Annotated in this window: 17 protein-coding genes; 7 read left to right on the forward strand and 10 right to left on the reverse strand. The window is 57.4% G+C overall.

Features of this window, described 5'->3' with window-relative positions; genetic code table 11:
* Nucleotides 1-9: 9 nt before the first annotated feature.
* The gene (gene pepP / locus QEN43_RS11640) at nucleotides 10-1,326 is read left to right on the forward strand and encodes a Xaa-Pro aminopeptidase (RefSeq protein WP_026611327.1); all 1,317 of its coding nucleotides are present in this window, start codon (nucleotides 10-12) and stop codon (nucleotides 1,324-1,326) included.
* Complete coding sequence (gene ubiH, locus QEN43_RS11645; protein WP_026611326.1) at nucleotides 1,323-2,513, forward strand: 2-octaprenyl-6-methoxyphenyl hydroxylase; 1,191 nt, start codon at nucleotides 1,323-1,325, stop codon at nucleotides 2,511-2,513. Before pepP ends, ubiH begins: the two co-directional genes overlap by 4 nt.
* Here the strand turns inward: ubiH and QEN43_RS11650 are convergent.
* On the reverse strand, nucleotides 2,510-2,845 hold the full coding sequence (locus tag QEN43_RS11650) for a hypothetical protein (RefSeq protein ID WP_051331908.1): 336 nt from the start codon (nucleotides 2,843-2,845) through the stop codon (nucleotides 2,510-2,512). The genes ubiH and QEN43_RS11650 overlap by 4 nt on opposite strands.
* 218 nt (nucleotides 2,846-3,063) lie before the next feature.
* On the opposite strand from QEN43_RS11650, the gene QEN43_RS11655 reads away from it, so the two are divergent.
* Complete coding sequence (locus QEN43_RS11655; RefSeq protein ID WP_036269147.1) at nucleotides 3,064-3,510, forward strand: hypothetical protein; 447 nt, start codon at nucleotides 3,064-3,066, stop codon at nucleotides 3,508-3,510.
* A 48-nt stretch (nucleotides 3,511-3,558) separates the two neighbouring features.
* On the opposite strand, the gene rsmI is transcribed toward QEN43_RS11655, so the two are convergent.
* Complete coding sequence (rsmI, locus tag QEN43_RS11660) at nucleotides 3,559-4,425, reverse strand: 16S rRNA (cytidine(1402)-2'-O)-methyltransferase (protein WP_026611325.1); 867 nt, start codon at nucleotides 4,423-4,425, stop codon at nucleotides 3,559-3,561.
* A 36-nt stretch (nucleotides 4,426-4,461) separates the two neighbouring features.
* On the opposite strand from rsmI, the gene QEN43_RS11665 reads away from it, so the two are divergent.
* The 4 genes from QEN43_RS11665 (at nucleotide 4,462) to QEN43_RS11680 (ending at nucleotide 8,964) form a co-directional block, all read left to right on the forward strand.
* The gene (locus tag QEN43_RS11665; protein ID WP_051331907.1) at nucleotides 4,462-6,366 is read left to right on the forward strand and encodes a penicillin-binding protein activator; all 1,905 of its coding nucleotides are present in this window, start codon (nucleotides 4,462-4,464) and stop codon (nucleotides 6,364-6,366) included.
* Entirely contained in the window at nucleotides 6,363-6,725 is a 363-nt protein-coding gene (locus QEN43_RS11670) for a YraN family protein (RefSeq protein WP_026611324.1), read from the forward strand. The genes QEN43_RS11665 and QEN43_RS11670 overlap by 4 nt, the downstream gene beginning before the upstream one ends.
* Before the next feature lie 255 nt (nucleotides 6,726-6,980).
* Nucleotides 6,981-7,568, forward strand: coding sequence for a phosphoheptose isomerase (locus tag QEN43_RS11675; protein ID WP_026611323.1), 588 nt, complete (start codon nucleotides 6,981-6,983; stop codon nucleotides 7,566-7,568).
* A 4-nt stretch (nucleotides 7,569-7,572) separates the two neighbouring features.
* Nucleotides 7,573-8,964: an FAD-binding oxidoreductase gene (locus QEN43_RS11680; protein ID WP_026611322.1), complete on the forward strand. Its 1,392-nt coding sequence runs from the start codon at nucleotides 7,573-7,575 to the stop codon at nucleotides 8,962-8,964.
* Nucleotides 8,965-9,084: 120 nt separating this feature from the next.
* Here the strand turns inward: QEN43_RS11680 and nadC are convergent, their stop codons facing one another.
* The 8 genes from nadC to QEN43_RS11720 all read right to left on the reverse strand — a co-directional run bounded on the left by nadC (nucleotide 9,085) and on the right by QEN43_RS11720 (nucleotide 16,700).
* Nucleotides 9,085-9,915: a carboxylating nicotinate-nucleotide diphosphorylase gene (nadC, locus tag QEN43_RS11685; RefSeq protein ID WP_026611321.1), complete on the reverse strand. Its 831-nt coding sequence runs from the start codon at nucleotides 9,913-9,915 to the stop codon at nucleotides 9,085-9,087.
* Between the two features lie 323 nt (nucleotides 9,916-10,238).
* Complete coding sequence (locus QEN43_RS11690) at nucleotides 10,239-11,297, reverse strand: substrate-binding domain-containing protein (protein ID WP_051331906.1); 1,059 nt, start codon at nucleotides 11,295-11,297, stop codon at nucleotides 10,239-10,241.
* A gap of 206 nt (nucleotides 11,298-11,503) precedes the next feature.
* Complete coding sequence (locus QEN43_RS11695; protein ID WP_317963255.1) at nucleotides 11,504-12,541, reverse strand: OmpA family protein; 1,038 nt, start codon at nucleotides 12,539-12,541, stop codon at nucleotides 11,504-11,506.
* A gap of 129 nt (nucleotides 12,542-12,670) precedes the next feature.
* Nucleotides 12,671-13,702 carry a PstS family phosphate ABC transporter substrate-binding protein gene (locus QEN43_RS11700; protein ID WP_051331905.1) on the reverse strand — a complete coding sequence of 344 codons (1,032 nt, stop codon included), beginning with the start codon at nucleotides 13,700-13,702 and terminating at the stop codon, nucleotides 12,671-12,673.
* A gap of 7 nt (nucleotides 13,703-13,709) precedes the next feature.
* Complete coding sequence (gene phoR / locus QEN43_RS11705; protein ID WP_036269146.1) at nucleotides 13,710-15,035, reverse strand: phosphate regulon sensor histidine kinase PhoR; 1,326 nt, start codon at nucleotides 15,033-15,035, stop codon at nucleotides 13,710-13,712.
* A gap of 3 nt (nucleotides 15,036-15,038) precedes the next feature.
* The gene (gene phoB / locus QEN43_RS11710; RefSeq protein ID WP_026611318.1) at nucleotides 15,039-15,731 is read right to left on the reverse strand and encodes a phosphate regulon transcriptional regulator PhoB; all 693 of its coding nucleotides are present in this window, start codon (nucleotides 15,729-15,731) and stop codon (nucleotides 15,039-15,041) included.
* Between the two features lie 137 nt (nucleotides 15,732-15,868).
* The gene (locus QEN43_RS11715; RefSeq protein ID WP_036269145.1) at nucleotides 15,869-16,417 is read right to left on the reverse strand and encodes a disulfide bond formation protein B; all 549 of its coding nucleotides are present in this window, start codon (nucleotides 16,415-16,417) and stop codon (nucleotides 15,869-15,871) included.
* A 73-nt stretch (nucleotides 16,418-16,490) separates the two neighbouring features.
* Nucleotides 16,491-16,700, reverse strand: coding sequence for a dodecin (locus QEN43_RS11720; protein ID WP_026611317.1), 210 nt, complete (start codon nucleotides 16,698-16,700; stop codon nucleotides 16,491-16,493).
* Between the last annotated feature and the right edge of the window lie 104 nt (nucleotides 16,701-16,804).

The raw sequence follows: 16,804 nt of genomic DNA on the forward strand, positions 1-16,804 counted from the left end.
GAATTTCCCATGCTTCCGCCGAGCGAATTCAAGCAACGGCGCAAACGGTTAGCGCGCCTCATAAAGAAGAAAAGCGTTGCATTGATTGCCAGTGCGCCAGCGAGTGTGCGCAATCGCGACGTGGAGTTTCCCTATCGCCAAGACAGTGATTTTTATTATCTGACCGGATTCGACGAACCCGATGCAGTGGCGGTAATTGCACCCGGGCGGAAACAAGGGGAATACGTTCTGTTTTGCCGCGAGTTCGATCCGGAAAAGGCGATATGGACCGGAAAGCATGCCGGGCTTGAGGGCGCGCGCAATGTTTTCGGAGCGGACGAGGCTTTCCCTATCGACGAACTGGACAAGGTTTTGCCCGAACTTCTGGAAAATCGCGAGCGGGTTTATTTTCCGGTCGGGTACGACCCGAAGCTCGATCGTCAAGTTTTCGCCGCGGTAAACAAAGTACGCGCCAAAGTCCGCACCGGGGTCCGCGCACCGTTCGAGTTCGTGTCGATTGAGCGTGTACTTCATGAACAACGGCTGATCAAAACGCCTCATGAAGTCCAGTTGATGCAGAAAGCCGCCGAGGTTTCCGTACTCGCCCATAAACGCGCGATGCGAGCCTGTAAACCCGGAAAGTACGAATACGAGATCGAAGCGGAATTGCTCCACGAATTCACCCGCCACGGCATGCGAGCCCCGGCCTACCCTTGTATCGTTGCGGGCGGGCAAAACGCTTGCGTGCTCCACTACACCGAAAACAAAGACGTTTTGAGGGATGGCGACCTTTTATTAATCGATGCCGGAGCGGAACATGAAAATTACGCTTCCGACATCACCCGAACTTTTCCTATAAACGGAAAGTTCACGGAAAGCCAGCGCAGCCTTTACGAATTAGTCTTGGAGGCGCAGTTAGAAGCCATAGCGACGATACGCCCTGGCAATCGCTGGAACGATCCGCACGACGCCGCCGTTCACACCTTGACCAAGGGCTTGGTCAAACTCGGGTTGCTGGAAGGTCGGGTTTCGAAGCTGGTCAAGGACGAAGCCTACAAGAAGTTCTACATGCACCGGACCGGCCATTGGCTGGGCATGGACGTGCACGATGTCGGTGAATACCGTGTCGACGGCGAATGGCGCGTATTGGAGCCGGGCATGGTGCTAACAGTGGAACCCGGCCTTTATGTCGCGCCGGATTGCCACGACGTCGATCCGAAATGGCGCGGCATCGGCATCCGGATCGAAGACGATGTCTTGGTCACCAAAGACGGTTGCGAGATTCTCACCGCAGGGCTGCCCAAAACGGTCGAGGAAATCGAAGCATTCATGGCGGACTCGAAATGAACAGCGATTTCGATCTGTTAATCGTGGGCGGCGGGCTGGTCGGAGGCAGTCTCGCCTTGGCTATGCGGGACATTCCGCTCCGTGTGGGCATTGTCGAAGCGTTGACGGAAGCGGAAAGACAGGCATCGACTGCCGGTGATCGAGCCCTCGCCTTAGCCCGTGGCACCGTCCAGATTCTCGATCGCCTCGGCATTTGGCAAGACGTTTCGGCCAAAGCCATGCCCATCCGCCATATTCACGTGTCCGACCGCGGCCGTTTCGGAAAGACCCGGCTGCACGCCGACGAAAAAGGGGTCGATGCGCTAGGCCATGTTGTCGTCGCGCGAACGCTTGAGGATCGTATCAGTCAGGAACTGCACAAACTCGACGCGGAGCTGATATGCCCTGCCCGCGTCATCGGCCTCAAAGCCGGTCAGAACGGCGTGTGCGTTACCCTCAAAAAAGGCGAGGAGTGCCTCAATTTCACAGCCACCCTGGTGGTTGCCGCCGACGGCGGCAACTCCACGGTGAGGAAGCTGTTAGGCATACAACAATCCGTTCGGGACTATGGACAAACGGCGATCGTGACCGAGGTCAGCACACAGGCAGACGTTAATTTCACGGCCTACGAGCGCTTCACGACTGCGGGGCCCTTGGCTCTGCTGCCCCTGGAACGCAGAAAATGCTCGGTCGTATGGACGATGAAAGACCAAGACGCGGAAGAAGTCTTGAGCGAATCCGACGCGAACTTTACCGCCAGCTTGCAATCCGCTTTCGGTCATTGGCTAGGCAAAATTCGGTTGGCCGCGAGACGGCAGGGTTTTCCGCTCAAGCTGGTCCAGGCAGAAAAGATGGCAGACGACCGTGTCCTCCTGATCGGCAACGCGATGCATCAGCTTCATCCAGTCGCCGGCCAAGGTTTCAATCTGGGGCTGCGCGATGCGGCATTTCTAGCCGAACGTCTCTCTACCAAGCTGGCCTTCCGTGAAGATATCGGCGAAAAAGCGTTTCTCGATCGCTACGTCCGAGCCCGCCAGCGAGATCTGGCCAATACGATTCATTTCACCGATGGCTTGATACGAGTGTTCTGCACCGATTTCCCGCCGCTCGCCCTGGCGCGCAATGCCGCCATGATCGCTTTGGATTGCTTCCCGCCGGCCAAGCGACTGTTGGCCCGTCACGCAATGGGGTATGGCTTCAGGCTTTAAGCGCCTTGATCGCGCGATTCGAATTTCGGAAAAGGGCTATCCAAAAGCCACTGCTTCTTCTCGACGTCGAAATGCCATTTTTGCTCGTCGGTCAGACTTTTTTCCACCAGCCTATCGTTATCGATGTAGCGAATCTCGACGGTTTGCAGCACGGTGTTCCCTTCGTCCTGCACTGAGCGGAATACAGATTCGTAACCCGTAACCTTTATGGTTCTCAGCGCCTTGAAATCAGGCGCCGGTTTCAGTTTGTCGGCCTGAAAACTCCAGGCCTTTTGAAAAGCCCCCCAGCGAATCGCCGAGCCATAGCTGTTCAGCGCCTCTTCCATCTTCATCACCCTCATATCGTGGGCGCACGCTGAAATCGTCAAACTCAAAACCGCCCCTAGTGTTATAAACCCCTGATTTCGCGCCATGAAAGCACCCCAAATGAATAAACCCATATTAAAGTGTGCGGCAGGGTTTGACTTAGGCGTGACACTGCTGCGCTTTTGACATTAAGCATACGGCGAAATTATATAATGTTCGCCCTCAACACCTTAGGAGATCGACCATGAAAGTGCTAGCCGGTATTTTTCTGGCATTACTCGCCGTCATTTACTTTCTGCCCGCATTCATGTCGCGGTCCGACGAGATCAACGGGACCTCGCGGGAAGCAGTTTACAAATCGGCCATTAAAGTCAAACGCTACCTCAACACGGACGAACGCGTTTTGTTCGATACCGCCTTGGGAATTTTAGACAAAATCAAGACAGAAGAAGGGCCGGATGCCTTCGTCGAAACCGTGGACGGAAAGAACCCGGAAGAAATCGTCGAAACGGCGAAGCACGAAGTCAATCTCAAGATCGCGGCTGGCCACCCGGATTTCAAGCAATATAGTTCGTGGGACGACATGATCCAGAAGCTGACCAGCGGTAACGGGAGAAAACCGTCTGTGCGCTCCTATACCTCACCCGACTATTCTCCGCGTAATTCGGAACGGCCCGATCGTCCTCAATAATCGGCCAAAGAAAAGACATCCTCCTACGGTCTCGCTAGACACGGCTAGTCAATCGGTTGTCTTCTCTTCAACCCATCGGAGCGCCGCTCGGTAAACCGCTTCCCGACGCGCTCCGGTAATTTTTGCAGTCAATGACGCCGCGGTTTTTACCGAACAATCCTCAAGCAAAATCCGCAATACTCGCTCCTCGTCGGCCGTAAGCCCATCCGTTCTGTCGACAACCGGCGCACCTTCAAGAACCAGAACGAATTCCCCTTTTCTCATATTTGGATCGCCTTCAAAAAGCGAAAGCGCCTCGCCGACCGACGTATCGATGATGGTTTCGAATACTTTGGTTAGTTCTCGGGCGATGACTAGGCGCCGGTCAGCCGGAAAAACCGACGCGATATCCGCTAGGCATTCGCCTACGCGATGGCTGGATTCATAGAAGATGAGCGTTCTCGACTCTTTCCGTAGCGCCTCCAGGGCGGCCTTGCGCGCGGACGATTTTCGCGGCAGAAATCCGTCGAACACGAAATGGTCGGCGGGAAGGCCGGATGCTGAAAGCGCCGCCACCAGGGCACACGGACCGGGAACCGGAACAACGCGGATGCCCGCGGATCGAGCCCTTCGTACTAGGGGAAATCCGGGATCGCTAATCAGCGGCGTTCCGGCGTCCGAGATAAGCGCGATGGATTCACCTTTTTGCAAGCGTTCGATCAACCGCGCCGACGCGACATCCTCGTTATGCTCATGAAGCGGCGTAGTCGGCGTGGAAATCCCGTAATGATCTAATAGCGGCCGGCTGTGTCGGGTGTCTTCACAGGCGATGAGGTCGACTTGCTTCAGAACGTCGACGGCCCGAAACGTAATATCCCTTAGATTGCCGATCGGCGTTGCTACTAGGTATAGTACGCCAGATTCTGTTTGCCTCACTACTAATGCCTCGCATTCCTGAACGGAATCCCGCGTATGCCTCTATTAATCCGCCTTTGCCTCGTTCTTCTCGTGCTGCTGGCGGCCGCCTGCGCCCGCGACGCCACCAGGCGCGGCGCCGTGGACGCGCGAGCCGCGCAAGCTGAAAGTCTGCTTCAGAGCGGCGACTATACCGGAGCGGTGAGATTATTTCAGCAGCTTGCAGAAACTTCGAGGGACTCCGATTACTACCGACTGCGGGCCGCCGATGCGGCGCTCCGGGCTGGCGACGGCAGACTGGCGGAACAGCTAGCCGATACCATTAATCCCCGCCGCTTGGACCCCGTGGACGGGTACGATTACACCCTTCTGCAAAGCAGGCTCGATCTCAATGTTGGCCGGGCGCGAGAGGCGTTGACCAAGCTCGACAGCCTCCCCCCGGATAGACTGGAATCGTCGCAGATGGTGAATTATCACGCACTGCGAGCCTCCGCTTATAACCAACTGGGCAATATGCTCGAAAGCGCTCGGGAGCGGGTCAAGCTGGGCGAGCTACTTACCCACCCCGACGCCGTCCAGAAGAATAATGAGGCCATTTACGACGCCCTGGCCCGAATTCCCGAAAAAGCACTGACCGCCATGCAGCCTCCCCCGCCCGATATCCTGGGCGGCTGGATGAATCTGACCCAGATCGTCAAGACTACGCCTCCGGCGCAATTGAATACTGAATTGGCCAAATGGCGGGCCCGCTTTCCCGGACATCCGGCGGACGGAGCCTTCCTCCAAGGGCTTTTAGGATCAACCCAAGGGCATCGTCCAGACCAAGCTCAGGCGGGAACCTCGCCATCTGCAGCCGCGCCGAGTTCCACCGGCTTCATCGGTGTGATGCTGCCTTTGTCCGGCCCCTATGGCCCTGCCGGCCAGGCCCTACGCACCGGCATGCTTGCGGCCTATTATGCCAATGTCGATCCGGCAAAACTGCCTTTGCGATTCGTTGATACCCGATCGGGCGACATCCTCCAGCTCTATCGGAAATTAACCGACGAAGGTGCAAGAGCGGTTCTAGGCCCTTTGATCAAGGACAACGTGGCTGCCTTGGCCAAGGCGGGAGACTTGCCTGTTCCGGTTTTAGCTCTCAATCAAATACCCGAGATCGGCAACGACCGCCTCTATCAGTTCGGCCTCACACCTGAACACGAGGTCGAGCAGGCTGCCGGAAGCGCCTGGTTCGACGGTCGTCAGAACGCGCTGGTACTGGCACCGGCGACTCAATTCGGCCAACGCATGATCAAGCACTTCGTGGCCTATTGGCGTGAGCTCGGGGGAAGCGTTCGAACCATCAAGACCTACCCCTATCACAGCGAGGATTTCACCGCCTCAGTCAGGGAATTGATTGCCGCGGCTCCCGCCACCCATACCCAGCTTTCGGTACCCGCATTCCCGCCGTTCGAGCAATCGGGCGGCGATTTCATCTTCCTCATCAGCGACGCCCGGGATGCCCGTCTGATTCTGCCTCAGCTCGCCTTTCACCAAGGCGAACATCTTCCGGTCTACTCGACCTCGCACGTTTATGGCGGCAAGGCCGATTCGGAAGCCGATCGAGATTTGAGTGGGCTTATTTTCTGCGATATCCCATGGTTGCTTGATCCGGCTGAAAGCGGCCCGCTGTCCTACCAGGCGCTGGGCAAGCAGATTCAGCAAACCCCGCCCGACTACGTAAGGCTTATTGCGCTCGGGATCGATGCTTATCGTTTGCTGCCGGAACTCGAACGATTCACGGCCGAGCCCCATTATCGATACACCGGGGCGACCGGAACGCTCTCGCTGAGTGCGGACAACCGCATTCAACGCCAACTTCACTGCGCGCAGTTTGAAGACGGCATTCCACGACCCCGGGGAATCGCACCCTTACTGAGACCGGGCAACGGCTCGAGCAACCTTCCCTGGAGGCACTCGGAATGAAGGCTCTCGGCCAGGACAAGGGACGTATCGCCGAGGACGAAGCGCTGAATTTCTTGCAAATGCAGGGCCTCAGGCTAATCGAGCGCAATTATCGCTGCCGATACGGCGAAATCGATCTCATTATGGAAGACGGGCGCGCCATCGTCTTCGTGGAGGTCCGATATCGGAGGAGTAGTCAGTTCGGCGGCGCACTGGAAAGCGTGGATAGGCGCAAGCAGGCGAAACTCTTGGCAAGTGCCGTCCATTTCTTACGCGAAAAACGGATGGACCGTCCGGCGCGTTTCGATGTGGCTGCACTGGCCCCCGCCAACGGTGGGCTTACTGTAAAATGGGTGAAGGACGCTTTTCAGGCGGCTTGAGCGGTCGTGACACACGCATTGTTGGCAGGATGCTCAGAACGACGACGATCGGCAGAAGATATTAGCCGACATGAGCCGTTTTCGCTGTGAACGATGCGGTTCATGTCATACCATCCTGCCCGGCCTTTTCGGGTGGCCTTAACGTGCAAACCGCCTATCCAGCCGGTTTGCCATTTTGTTCAGAACATCCTGCGGCGCCGCCCCCAAGAGTAATGATGCTTTGAGGTTTTCGCGACGCAACGTTGACTATTAGGCATGAACTTACAAGAACGAGTGTTTCGTCAGTTCGAGACCAGTGTCGAAGCTAGCCGCGATGCGCTGGCCAGGCTTGGAGAAATCATTGAGATTGCCGGAGTCAGGCTCGCTCAGTGCTTACTCAACGACGGGAAGATTCTTTGTTGCGGCAACGGCGGATCTGCAGCGCAAGCCCAGCATTTTTCTTCCGAAATGCTGAACCGCTATGAGCGGGAACGCCCCGGCTTGCCCGCCGTCGCACTCACCTGCGACACCTCGACCTTGACCTCGATCGCCAACGATTATCGGTTCGACGATGTTTTCGCCAAGCAAATCAGGGCCTTGGGTCATAGCAACGATGTTCTCGTCGTCTATACCACCAGCGGCAACTCCGCGAGCATTTTGAGCGCAGTCACGGCCGCCCATGACCGGGATATGTCGGTGCTGGCACTCACCGGTCGGGACGGCGGGGCACTTGCTCCCCTGCTACTCGACACCGATATCGAAATACGCGTGCCTTCGGAGACCACTGCCCGGATACAGGAAGTTCATTTGCTGATCACGCACTGCTTATGCGATTTGATCGACCATCAATTGTTCGGGGACTGATTCATTGGCATTATCCAGCGCGTTTTTACGCCGACTGGCGGAAATCTTCCCACCCGGCTCGCTCTACACCGATCCCGCCGATTGCTGGGCCTATGGCTACGACAACAGCCGCCGCCAGGCCCTGCCGGAAGCGGTAGTTTTCCCCACCACTCACGCCCAAACCGTCGAGCTGACCCGCCTATGCAACGAACATCGGGTGTCTTTGACCGCGCGCGGGCGCGGCACCGGCACGACCGGCGCAACCGTGCCTTTGCGGGGCGGCGTAGTGGCATCATTCGAACGCATGAACAGGGTCGTGGAATTCTCGCCGGGCAACCGCTACATTGTGGTAGAGCCTGGGCTGACCAACCAGGCGTTACAGGACTTTCTTAAGCCGCACGGCTTTTTCTGGCCGCCTGATCCGACCAGCGCCTCCTTCTGCAGCATAGGCGGCAATCTGGCCTACAACTCCGCCGGGCCGCGCGCGGTTAAATACGGCACGCCTCGCGAAAACACGCTTGCATTGCGGGCGGTGACCGGTCAGGGAACCGAGATCCGCACCGGAGTGTTCACGACCAAGGGCGTGGTCGGGTATGACCTCACCCGGCTGCTGTTGGGTTCGGAGGGAACGCTCGCCCTGATTACCGAGGCGGTGCTCAAGCTAACCCCCTTGCCCGAAGCTAAACGGACCATGCGAGCCGTCTATGCCGATCTCGACCACGCGACGGAAGCCATCACCCGAATCATGGCTCAACCCGCAGTCCCTTGTGCTCTCGAATTCATCGACGGCAACGCGATCGAATTGATCCGCCGGTATTCTCGCGCCGAGCTGCCAGAGCGTGCCGGCGCTTTGCTGATGATCGAAGTAGACGGCTTTGCCGAGGGCTTGGCGGTTCAGACCGAGAGCGTACGGCGCGCTGCTGGAAACGAAGGGCTCTTGGAATTCCGGGTCGCGGAAACCGCCGATGAAATCGAAGCCCTTTGGCAGACGCGTAAAGCCTTGTCGCCGGCACTACGCAAAGTCGCCCCGAAGAAGATCAACGAGGACGTGGTGGTACCGGTCACCGAGTTGCCTAAGCTGATCGCCGGGCTGAACGAGCTGTCCCGTCGCTTCGATCTTCCGATCGTCAACTTCGGCCATGCAGGAAACGGAAATATTCACGTCAATCTACTGTTCGATCCCGACAAGCCCGGCGAAACCGAGAAAGCCCACCAGTGCCTGGACGAGATGTTCTCGCTGGTGTTGCGGCTGCACGGGACACTGTCCGGCGAACACGGCGTCGGTCTTGAGAAACGGGATTTCGTAGATCGGGAAATCGACAGCGGCGCACTCGACTTGATGCGCGCCATCAAGCACCAATTCGATCCGAACAACATTCTGAACCCGGACAAAACGCTGCCTTTGCACCACCGTTGAACCAACGCGAGACTAGTTCGCTCCGCGCCTGTCCAAAGCGCTCAGGACGTTGCTTCGACAGGACTCAACCCGAACGGAATCCACGGAGTAGCCAAGAGCCGGGGCAGTCGCCTGAAAGGCTCAGCCGGCAACCACGATCCGCATCGACAAATCAATCGCTCGGACGTTCTTGGTCAGCGCACCGACCGAAATGTAGTCCACACCGGTTTCGGCGATCGACCGAATGGTATCCAAGGTCACGTTGCCTGAAACCTCGAGCTTGGCACGACCCGCGGCCACGGCTACCGCCTCGCGCATCATCGCCAAGCTGAAATTGTCCAGAAGAATCCGCTCGGCGCCTGCCGCTAGGGCTTGCTTCAGTTCATCGAGATTTTCCACTTCAACCTCGATCGGCACGTTCACGCCCAGGGCTCTTGCCGCCTGCACGGCTTTTTCGATGGACCCGCAAGCCAGGATATGGTTTTCCTTGATCAAAATGCCGTCATAAAGCCCCATCCGATGGTTATGACACCCGCCGCAGCGAACAGCATATTTCTGCGCCTTCCTGAGGCCGGGCAGGGTCTTGCGGGTATCCAGCACCTTCGCCTGGGTACCTTCTACAGCCTCGGCGTAACGGCGCGCCAAGGTCGCGGTGCCCGACAATGTCTGCAGAAGATTGAGCGCCGTGCGCTCGCCGGTGAGCAGCGCCCGAGCTGGACCTCGCATTGTGCACAGCACGGTGTCCGCCTCAACGCGCATACCCTCCGCCACTCGCCACTCGATCTGAACGGACGCATCGAGCCGAGAGAATACCGCGGCAAACCAAGCCTGCCCGCACAGCACAGCGGGTTCCCGGGTGATTACCGTGGCCGTCGCATCTACGTTCTCCGGCACGATCGACGCAGTCAAGTCGCCCGGACCGACGTCCTCGTCCAGAAAACGATCGATTTCACTTAAGTTTATGGGGTGCATTGTCTTCTCCCCATCCCACCGTTACCGCCCCGACCCCTTTCGCTCGAAAACAGCATGTAAACGCTCACCACGCCGCCAATCGACGCTTAAATCCCAACAAACCGACGCGAGATGCCGAACGAACGTCGGGCCGCGCTCCTCCAGAACAAGTTGAGATGAAAGATCATCCACAAAATCGGAACGGTCGGCTCCTGACTTCAGCACGAAGATATCAGCGCTCTCCCTCTTCTTCGACAAGTGGTTACGAGCGTCCGCGCCCATTGCCCACGTGACCGCGCCGAGGTTTCTTCGCCAAGGCCAGGCAAACCGTCGGAGAAACAAACTTACCGGTCCGCCTGCTGCACAGCCCGTGAGATTCGAGCTGCGGCGACCGTCTCGGTCGGTGCCGACATGACTTTGAGCTGCTTCGCGTCGGCCGCATAGAGCTTGCGCTCCCCGGCCGGCATCGGAACCAATCCGAGTTGTGCTAGATAGCCTTTCTCGCCCCAGGCTTTGTCGCTGGTCAATTCGTCGAGATACTCCCGCAGCCCTTTCACCTTACCGACGTGATCCGCTTTGAAATAAACGAACAAAGGCCTCGCAATCGGATACCGGTTTGCCGCAATACTCTCGACACTTGGAGCGACCCCGTCGATAGAAACGGCGCTCAACCGAGCAGTATTGTTCACGTACTGCTTGTACGGCACGAAGCCCACCGATCCGACACTCTTCGCCAACAGTCCGACAACGGCATCTCCGCTTTCCTCGATGTAAGCACCATCTTTCCGGAGTGTGAAACAGGCTTCCCTATATTTACCTCTCTGCGTTTCCCTCCAAGCGGCGATGAAGGGAAAACTCTCGCACCCCGCCTTCAAAATCGTTTCTTCGAACAGCTCACGCACACCGGATCCGAACGGCGGAGCAATCACCTCGATTTTCGTGTCGGGCAGCGACGGATTGATATCTTTCCAGGTCTTAAATGGATTCGGTACTAAAGTGTCACAGTCCCCGCACTTCGGGTCAGGCACATTACCGCTAAGAGCCAGATATAACTCCTTACGGGTAAGTTCCAGAGTCGGTCCTTTCTTGGCATGGGCGAGGACCAGCCCACTGTAGCCGATCTTCAGTTCGACGATTCGCTTAATGCCGGAAGCGTTGCAAGCCTCGAATTCCGCTTGCTTCATCGGTCGGGCGGCATTGACGAGATCGGGCGATTCGGCGGTGTCGGGCTGGCAAAACAGCTGGATTCCGCCACCGGTGCTGGTCGATTCGACCCACGGTCGCTTGATTTTTCCGGATTTGCTGATGCGATCAGCCACCGCATCCGCAAACGGCCTTATCGTATTGGAACCGCTGATATGCACGAAACCACGCATTTCGGCGGCGGATGCCGTCTGCATCATTATTAGAGGTGCTGCGACGAACGCAGCCAAAGAAGTGGTAAGCCTATTCACGATCTACCTGTGGATCAGTTGCACGAGGAAAGAGCCGGCCAAACGGCCGCTCCCGCGACATTCTAGTCCTAAAACGAAACGAGCAGAAAAAACCCGCTCCTTGGAGCGGGTTTTCTATCGAGGGCGGTTGCCATTAGGCAACCGCAGCGCTGGGTTTATTCACCCATGAAGACCAGCTCCACGCGGCGGTTCCGCTCGCGGCCGGCTTCCGTGCTGTTGTCGGCGATCGGATAGTCTTCGCCATAACCTTTCGCATAGAGCCTGTTCCTCAAGCCCGCCGCCTTCAGGTAATCGACCACAGCCTGGGCACGGCGCTGCGAAAGCTTCAGATTGTATCTAGAGCTTCCTTCGCTGCTGGCATGTCCCTGAACTTCGATGTCCCGCGTTTCGTTGGCAGCGACGAGCTGCTCCACGACACCGTCCAGGATGCTCTTCGCCTCTTCGGTGAGTTGGGCTGAGTCGTACTTGAAATTGACGCCTCTGAGCTCGATCCGGATCGGACACCCTTGGTCGTCGACCTGAGCTCCGGCCATAGTGCCGGGGCATCGGTCTTCGCAATCATTTACGCCGTCGCCGTCGGAGTCACGGGTAGAGCAATCATCGGCAGGCGCTGGAGTCGGCTCCGGTGTCGCTTCCGCCAGGGCTTTCGGCTTTTCGCCGAAGGGAACGACAAAACCGAGGTTGACAACCATGTCGTGCAAATCCCTTTCGTTCCGGTACACGCCGCCATTTCCTTCGTGAACGTAGCGATAACGAACATCGCCGCGAAGAAGAAAGTTGTCGTGCAACTCGTAGGTCGCACCGATGCCGGCCTCGCCAATGAACGATGCTCCACTTCTGCCGCCCGCGCTAGTGTTCATGCCGCCGGCACCGATAACTGCATACGGGGAGAAAACATCACGCATGAAGTAGTATTGTAGATCCGCCGTACCACCAGTGAGATCACCGTTATAGCCTTTACCGTTCAGGTGCTGCCAAAAACCCCTGATTTCGGCATTGAAATGCTCGTTGATGATCTTACCGATGCCTGCGCCAGCGCCCCAATCATCCTTTGCGTTGCGCTCGCCGCCAGGATTGAAATAGGTACCGAACGGCGCGATATACCACCGATCGTCCAAAAACTGCTCCTCGGCCTGCACCGGCATGGCCATGACGCCCGCGAGACCGAAGGCAACTAGAATCCTTTTGGACATGTTCGTCCCCCTGTAGCTGAAATACCAACAAGATTTGAAAACTTGCAACAGACACAATCTTAGTCGCGGGCTCACATCAACGCAACCAAATTTATCGAACAATGCATAATTCAGCCATCCGGTCGACCTTCAAGGCCGATCCGCAAAGAGAGCCTTCTGTTCCTTTTCCGCAACATCGTGGCTGAGCGGGATAAAACCGCTGCGCCTGACGATTTTCTGCCCTTCGGCTGACAGCGCAAAACGGACGAACTCGGCCACAGTCCCGGTCAGCGACTCGTCCGGCCGCTTATCGACGTACAGGTGAAGCAGCCGCGTCAACGGATAGGTCCCGTTAACAGTATTGCGCTCTGTCGCTGTGACGAAAGGCATGTTTGCCTCCGCCGCCAAGGGAACCCTCTTCACTGACTCGGCCCCGCCCCCGCGTGCGTAACCAATGGCATTCAAGGATCCACTCACCGCGCGAGCAACCGCGGCGGAATTGGGGCGCAGCTGCGCCAATTCGCTCAGCTCGCCGCCGCACAGGACATGTTCTCGAAAATAGTCGTGCATATCGTCGGCGGATCCGATCGCGAAAACCTGCACCGGCCGCGCCGCCCACTCCTCGCCTAAACCCAGCGAGCCCCAAACTGCCGCATGCCGGTCACCGCGGCACCTTGGCGAGCGGGAGAAAACCGAGTCGACTTGAGCCAGCGTCATACCGCGTATCGGGTTTTCCGGATGCACGAGAACGGCAATGGTATCCAGCGCAATACGGACAGGAGTCGGCCTGTAACCGTATTTTCGGGCGAAGCCGTCGATGGCTTGTCGGTTCAGGCGGTAGCCGACGTAGACGGTACCGTTATACGCCCCGTTGAGGACGCTCGGCGAAGCGAGCAAGCGGGTCGGGAGCAGCCGTATCTTGGCCCCGGCGTGACGCTGCTGAAAGGCAAAGAGCCATTGCTGGACCAAACCGCCGAGATCGCTCGCCCCGAATACGTCGCCGGCGGCATCCAAGCGGTCCGCATCCGCCGCTGCGGCCGGTCCAAGCGCCTTATTGACGCTCCCGACCAAAAGCAAGACCGCTAGGAAAAACCGAATTCCGTGCCTGACCTGACCCGAAAACCAACCGCGCGGCGGCTTGCATGCGTTCCGACGAATTCCGCCCAGAAAGCATCTTTTCATGCTCGCGCTACACCCTTTGCGCGCGTCTAGACTCGGCGCGGGAGTCAGCCCGTACGACGCGTTCTTCAGGAAAACAACAACTGAAGCAGCTGCCCTTCCCGATAGTGCTGGCAATCTTGAGTTCGGCGCCATGCCGAGACAGCGCATGCTTAACGATGGCCAATCCGAGCCCGGAACCGCTATTACTCTTGCATCCATCCACCGCGACTCGGTAAAACCGCTCGGTAAGGCGCGGCAAATGATGCTGAGCGATACCCGGCCCGGTATCCTCAACATCCAGTCTCGCGCCCTCACCCTCGTCACGCCAGCGCACGGTCACCCGACCCGTGGCCGGCGTATATTTCACCGCATTGACAATCAGGTTCGAAAACGCGCTGCGTAATTCTTGTTCGGCACCCTGCAAATGGGCATCGGTTTCGAGGATCAGTTCGATAGTCGGATGCTCGTCCGCCAAAAGCTCGATCTCGTCGCAGATGCTTTTCAGCATAGCTGGCACGTCGAGCTTCTTCTGAACCACTTGGTGCGCCGGCGACTCCAGTCGCGTCAACGAAAGAAGTCCATCGACCAGACTTTCCATTCGGGCCGTCTGCTCCCGCATGCGCTGGAAGATTTTCAGATTTGACTCTGGCAGCGATTCGTCTGCAGGACCTAGCGTTTCGAGATAACCTCTCAACACCGTCAGTGGCGTACGCAACTCGTGGGACACATTCGCCACGAAATCGCTTCGAACGCGCTCCATGAAACGCAATTGCGTCACGTCCTGCGCGACCAGGAGGCGCAGGTCCTCCCCGTAGGGCACGATGCGAATGTCCAGCTGGATATTTTCGGTTACCGGAGACGGGATGCTAACCGTGGCACGATGATCAGGGTTCTTGAGGTGAAGTCTGAGACTCGGGTGGCGCAGCAGATTACCGATCGGTTGACCAATATCTCCCCGGCGCAAGCCCAGAAGACGCTCGGCCGCCTCGTTGAACCAATCGATTTCGTCGCGCGGCCCAAGCACCACGGTGGCATCCGGCAAAGCCGCCGTGGCGGTACGGAACCGCTCGAGCATGCGGACGAGCTGCTTCTTGCGGCGCTTGCTGCGCCGTCGCAACCGATAGATGAGATAATAGATTTCTTCCCAAATCCCGTTACCCACCGGCGGTTGACCGGCTTTGCCGCTACGCAGCCAAACCAGCAGTCGATTGGCGTAAAAAAGGTGCCGTGCCAAATAAGCCAGCAGACTGAACCAGAGCGCGACAGCGAAACTGTTGAGGACCTTTCCGAGAAACGCGCCTACCAACAGCGCCAAGAAAAGATAGGAGAATTCCGAACGCCAAGGGCTAGCCATGAATCAGGTTTGTTCAGAAAAGCGGTACCCGAACCCGCGTACCGTCTGGATGAACTCCTCACGATTATGTTCAGCCAGAACTTTACGCAGGCGCCGGATATGAACATCCACCGTGCGCTCCTCGATGAACGAGCTTCGCCCCCAGACTTGGTCGAGCAGCTGGCTGCGGCTGTAGACCTTGCCAGGGTGGGTGAGAAAAAACTCCAATAATCGGTACTCGGTTGGACTCAGGACGACGTGCTTGTCGGAGATGCTAACCCGATGCTCATCGACATCCAATACAATCCCGCCGATCTCGATTCTTCCGCTCTTGCCGTACTTGTTGCTGCGCCTAAGCACGGCCTTAATCCGAGCGATGAGTTCGCGGGGTGAGAACGGCTTGGTGACATAATCGTCAGCCCCTACTTCCAAGCCTTTTATTTTATCCTCCTCCTCGCCACGAGCGGTGATCATGATGATGGGCACGTCGCCGTACTGCCTGTCTTTCTTGAGACGCCGAGCCCATTCGACTCCGCTCAAACCGGGCAGCATCCAGTCCAATAAGATCAGATCGGGCTGCGATTCGCTCAAGGCCGCTTGCGCCTGGTGAGCATCCGCAACGGCTCTGACGACGAAATTGGCCTGCTCCAGCACCAAGCCGAGCATTTCACGAATCGCGTCTTCATCTTCGACAACAAGTACATTGACCGCAGACATTCTCGAGAGCCACTCTTCCGGATGATCGCTCAATGTACGTCATCGATATGACCTTTTCGTGACAGCCTTCCCGGCGTGACGACGGACGAATCCCGCGTAGACCTCCGACGAGAACGCCCGCATTGCGCGAACCCCGTTCAACGAAAACGAAAAGGCAGTTCGCCTTTGTTCGAAAAATACTTTCGGTACTCCTGTGTCTCCGAACGGTTCCACAATTGGCTGAGGCTGAGCAGCGCCAAAACGACGAAGCTGATCAACACCCAGGCGGGCATGCTAAGTCCGAGCAGGGTCCAATCAACCTTGGCGCAGTCCCCGGTCCCGCTCAGCATCGCCTTGAGAGTTTCGGTCAAGGGAAAATACTGGAACATGTACTCAAGTCCCGGACCGCAGGCCGGCACTTCCTCCGGAGGCAGATGTTGCAACCAGACATGACGGGCCGAGACCGATCCGCCCAGCACCGCCATGATGAACCCCAGAATCGCGTAAACCTTGACGCCCGTCCTTTTCGGGTTGTGCAGCACCGCCACCAGCATCACCAAGGCCACAGCGAAAACCATGATGCGCTGGGACACACAAAGCGGGCACGGGTCCAGTCCACCGACAAATTGAAAATAAAGAGCCGCCGCGAGCAGCCCGACACAAAACAGGAACCCTGCGAGAAAATAAAATCTGGGCTTAAAAACCATATGAATTGCCTAAATTAGAAAACGTTCGACGGCGAACGACAACATAGATTTCCCTGTCCATGAATCAGGCAAATTAATCCTCGACCCGAAAACCAACCTTCAGTACCACTTGGAAATGGGCAATTTTGCCATCGGCGATTTGACCCCGCGTTTCGATCACTTGGAACCAGTCCAAGTTCTTGACCGTTTTCGACGCTTTTTCTATCGCATTCCGAATGGCCTCGTCCGTTCCGTGCGGCGAGGTGCCGACGATCTCGATCAATTTGTAGACACGGTCCGTCATAATGCTCACTCCTATTAAAGACATCGTAATGCGAAACGGCCTATCTCCGGGCTCGGCCTGCTGCACGAAAGCGAGAAAGGGTTCCGTCCACAGCGACTAGCTCG

Origin of the sequence: Methylocaldum szegediense (assembly GCF_949769195.1) — a bacterium.
GTDB lineage: Bacteria > Pseudomonadota > Gammaproteobacteria > Methylococcales > Methylococcaceae > Methylocaldum > Methylocaldum szegediense.

What these genes read in the sequence shown, in the direction of transcription:
- phoB (WP_026611318.1), bottom strand. Translation starts at nt 15,731, where the DNA reads ATGTCTGCGGTCAATGTACTTGTTGTCGAAGATGAAGACGCGATTCGT.
- QEN43_RS11690 (WP_051331906.1), bottom strand. Translation starts at nt 11,297, where the DNA reads ATGATGCAGACGGCATCCGCCGCCGAAATGCGTGGTTTCGTGCATATC.
- ubiH (WP_026611326.1), top strand. Translation starts at nt 1,323, where the DNA reads ATGAACAGCGATTTCGATCTGTTAATCGTGGGCGGCGGGCTGGTCGGA.
- pepP (WP_026611327.1), top strand. Translation starts at nt 10, where the DNA reads ATGCTTCCGCCGAGCGAATTCAAGCAACGGCGCAAACGGTTAGCGCGC.
- QEN43_RS11720 (WP_026611317.1), bottom strand. Translation starts at nt 16,700, where the DNA reads ATGACGGACCGTGTCTACAAATTGATCGAGATCGTCGGCACCTCGCCG.
- phoR (WP_036269146.1), bottom strand. Translation starts at nt 15,035, where the DNA reads ATGGCTAGCCCTTGGCGTTCGGAATTCTCCTATCTTTTCTTGGCGCTG.
- QEN43_RS11700 (WP_051331905.1), bottom strand. Translation starts at nt 13,702, where the DNA reads ATGAAAAGATGCTTTCTGGGCGGAATTCGTCGGAACGCATGCAAGCCG.
- QEN43_RS11670 (WP_026611324.1), top strand. Translation starts at nt 6,363, where the DNA reads ATGAAGGCTCTCGGCCAGGACAAGGGACGTATCGCCGAGGACGAAGCG.
- QEN43_RS11665 (WP_051331907.1), top strand. Translation starts at nt 4,462, where the DNA reads ATGCCTCTATTAATCCGCCTTTGCCTCGTTCTTCTCGTGCTGCTGGCG.
- QEN43_RS11695 (WP_317963255.1), bottom strand. Translation starts at nt 12,541, where the DNA reads ATGTCCAAAAGGATTCTAGTTGCCTTCGGTCTCGCGGGCGTCATGGCC.
- QEN43_RS11715 (WP_036269145.1), bottom strand. Translation starts at nt 16,417, where the DNA reads ATGGTTTTTAAGCCCAGATTTTATTTTCTCGCAGGGTTCCTGTTTTGT.
- QEN43_RS11650 (WP_051331908.1), bottom strand. Translation starts at nt 2,845, where the DNA reads ATGAAGATGGAAGAGGCGCTGAACAGCTATGGCTCGGCGATTCGCTGG.
- QEN43_RS11655 (WP_036269147.1), top strand. Translation starts at nt 3,064, where the DNA reads ATGAAAGTGCTAGCCGGTATTTTTCTGGCATTACTCGCCGTCATTTAC.
- nadC (WP_026611321.1), bottom strand. Translation starts at nt 9,915, where the DNA reads ATGCACCCCATAAACTTAAGTGAAATCGATCGTTTTCTGGACGAGGAC.
- QEN43_RS11675 (WP_026611323.1), top strand. Translation starts at nt 6,981, where the DNA reads ATGAACTTACAAGAACGAGTGTTTCGTCAGTTCGAGACCAGTGTCGAA.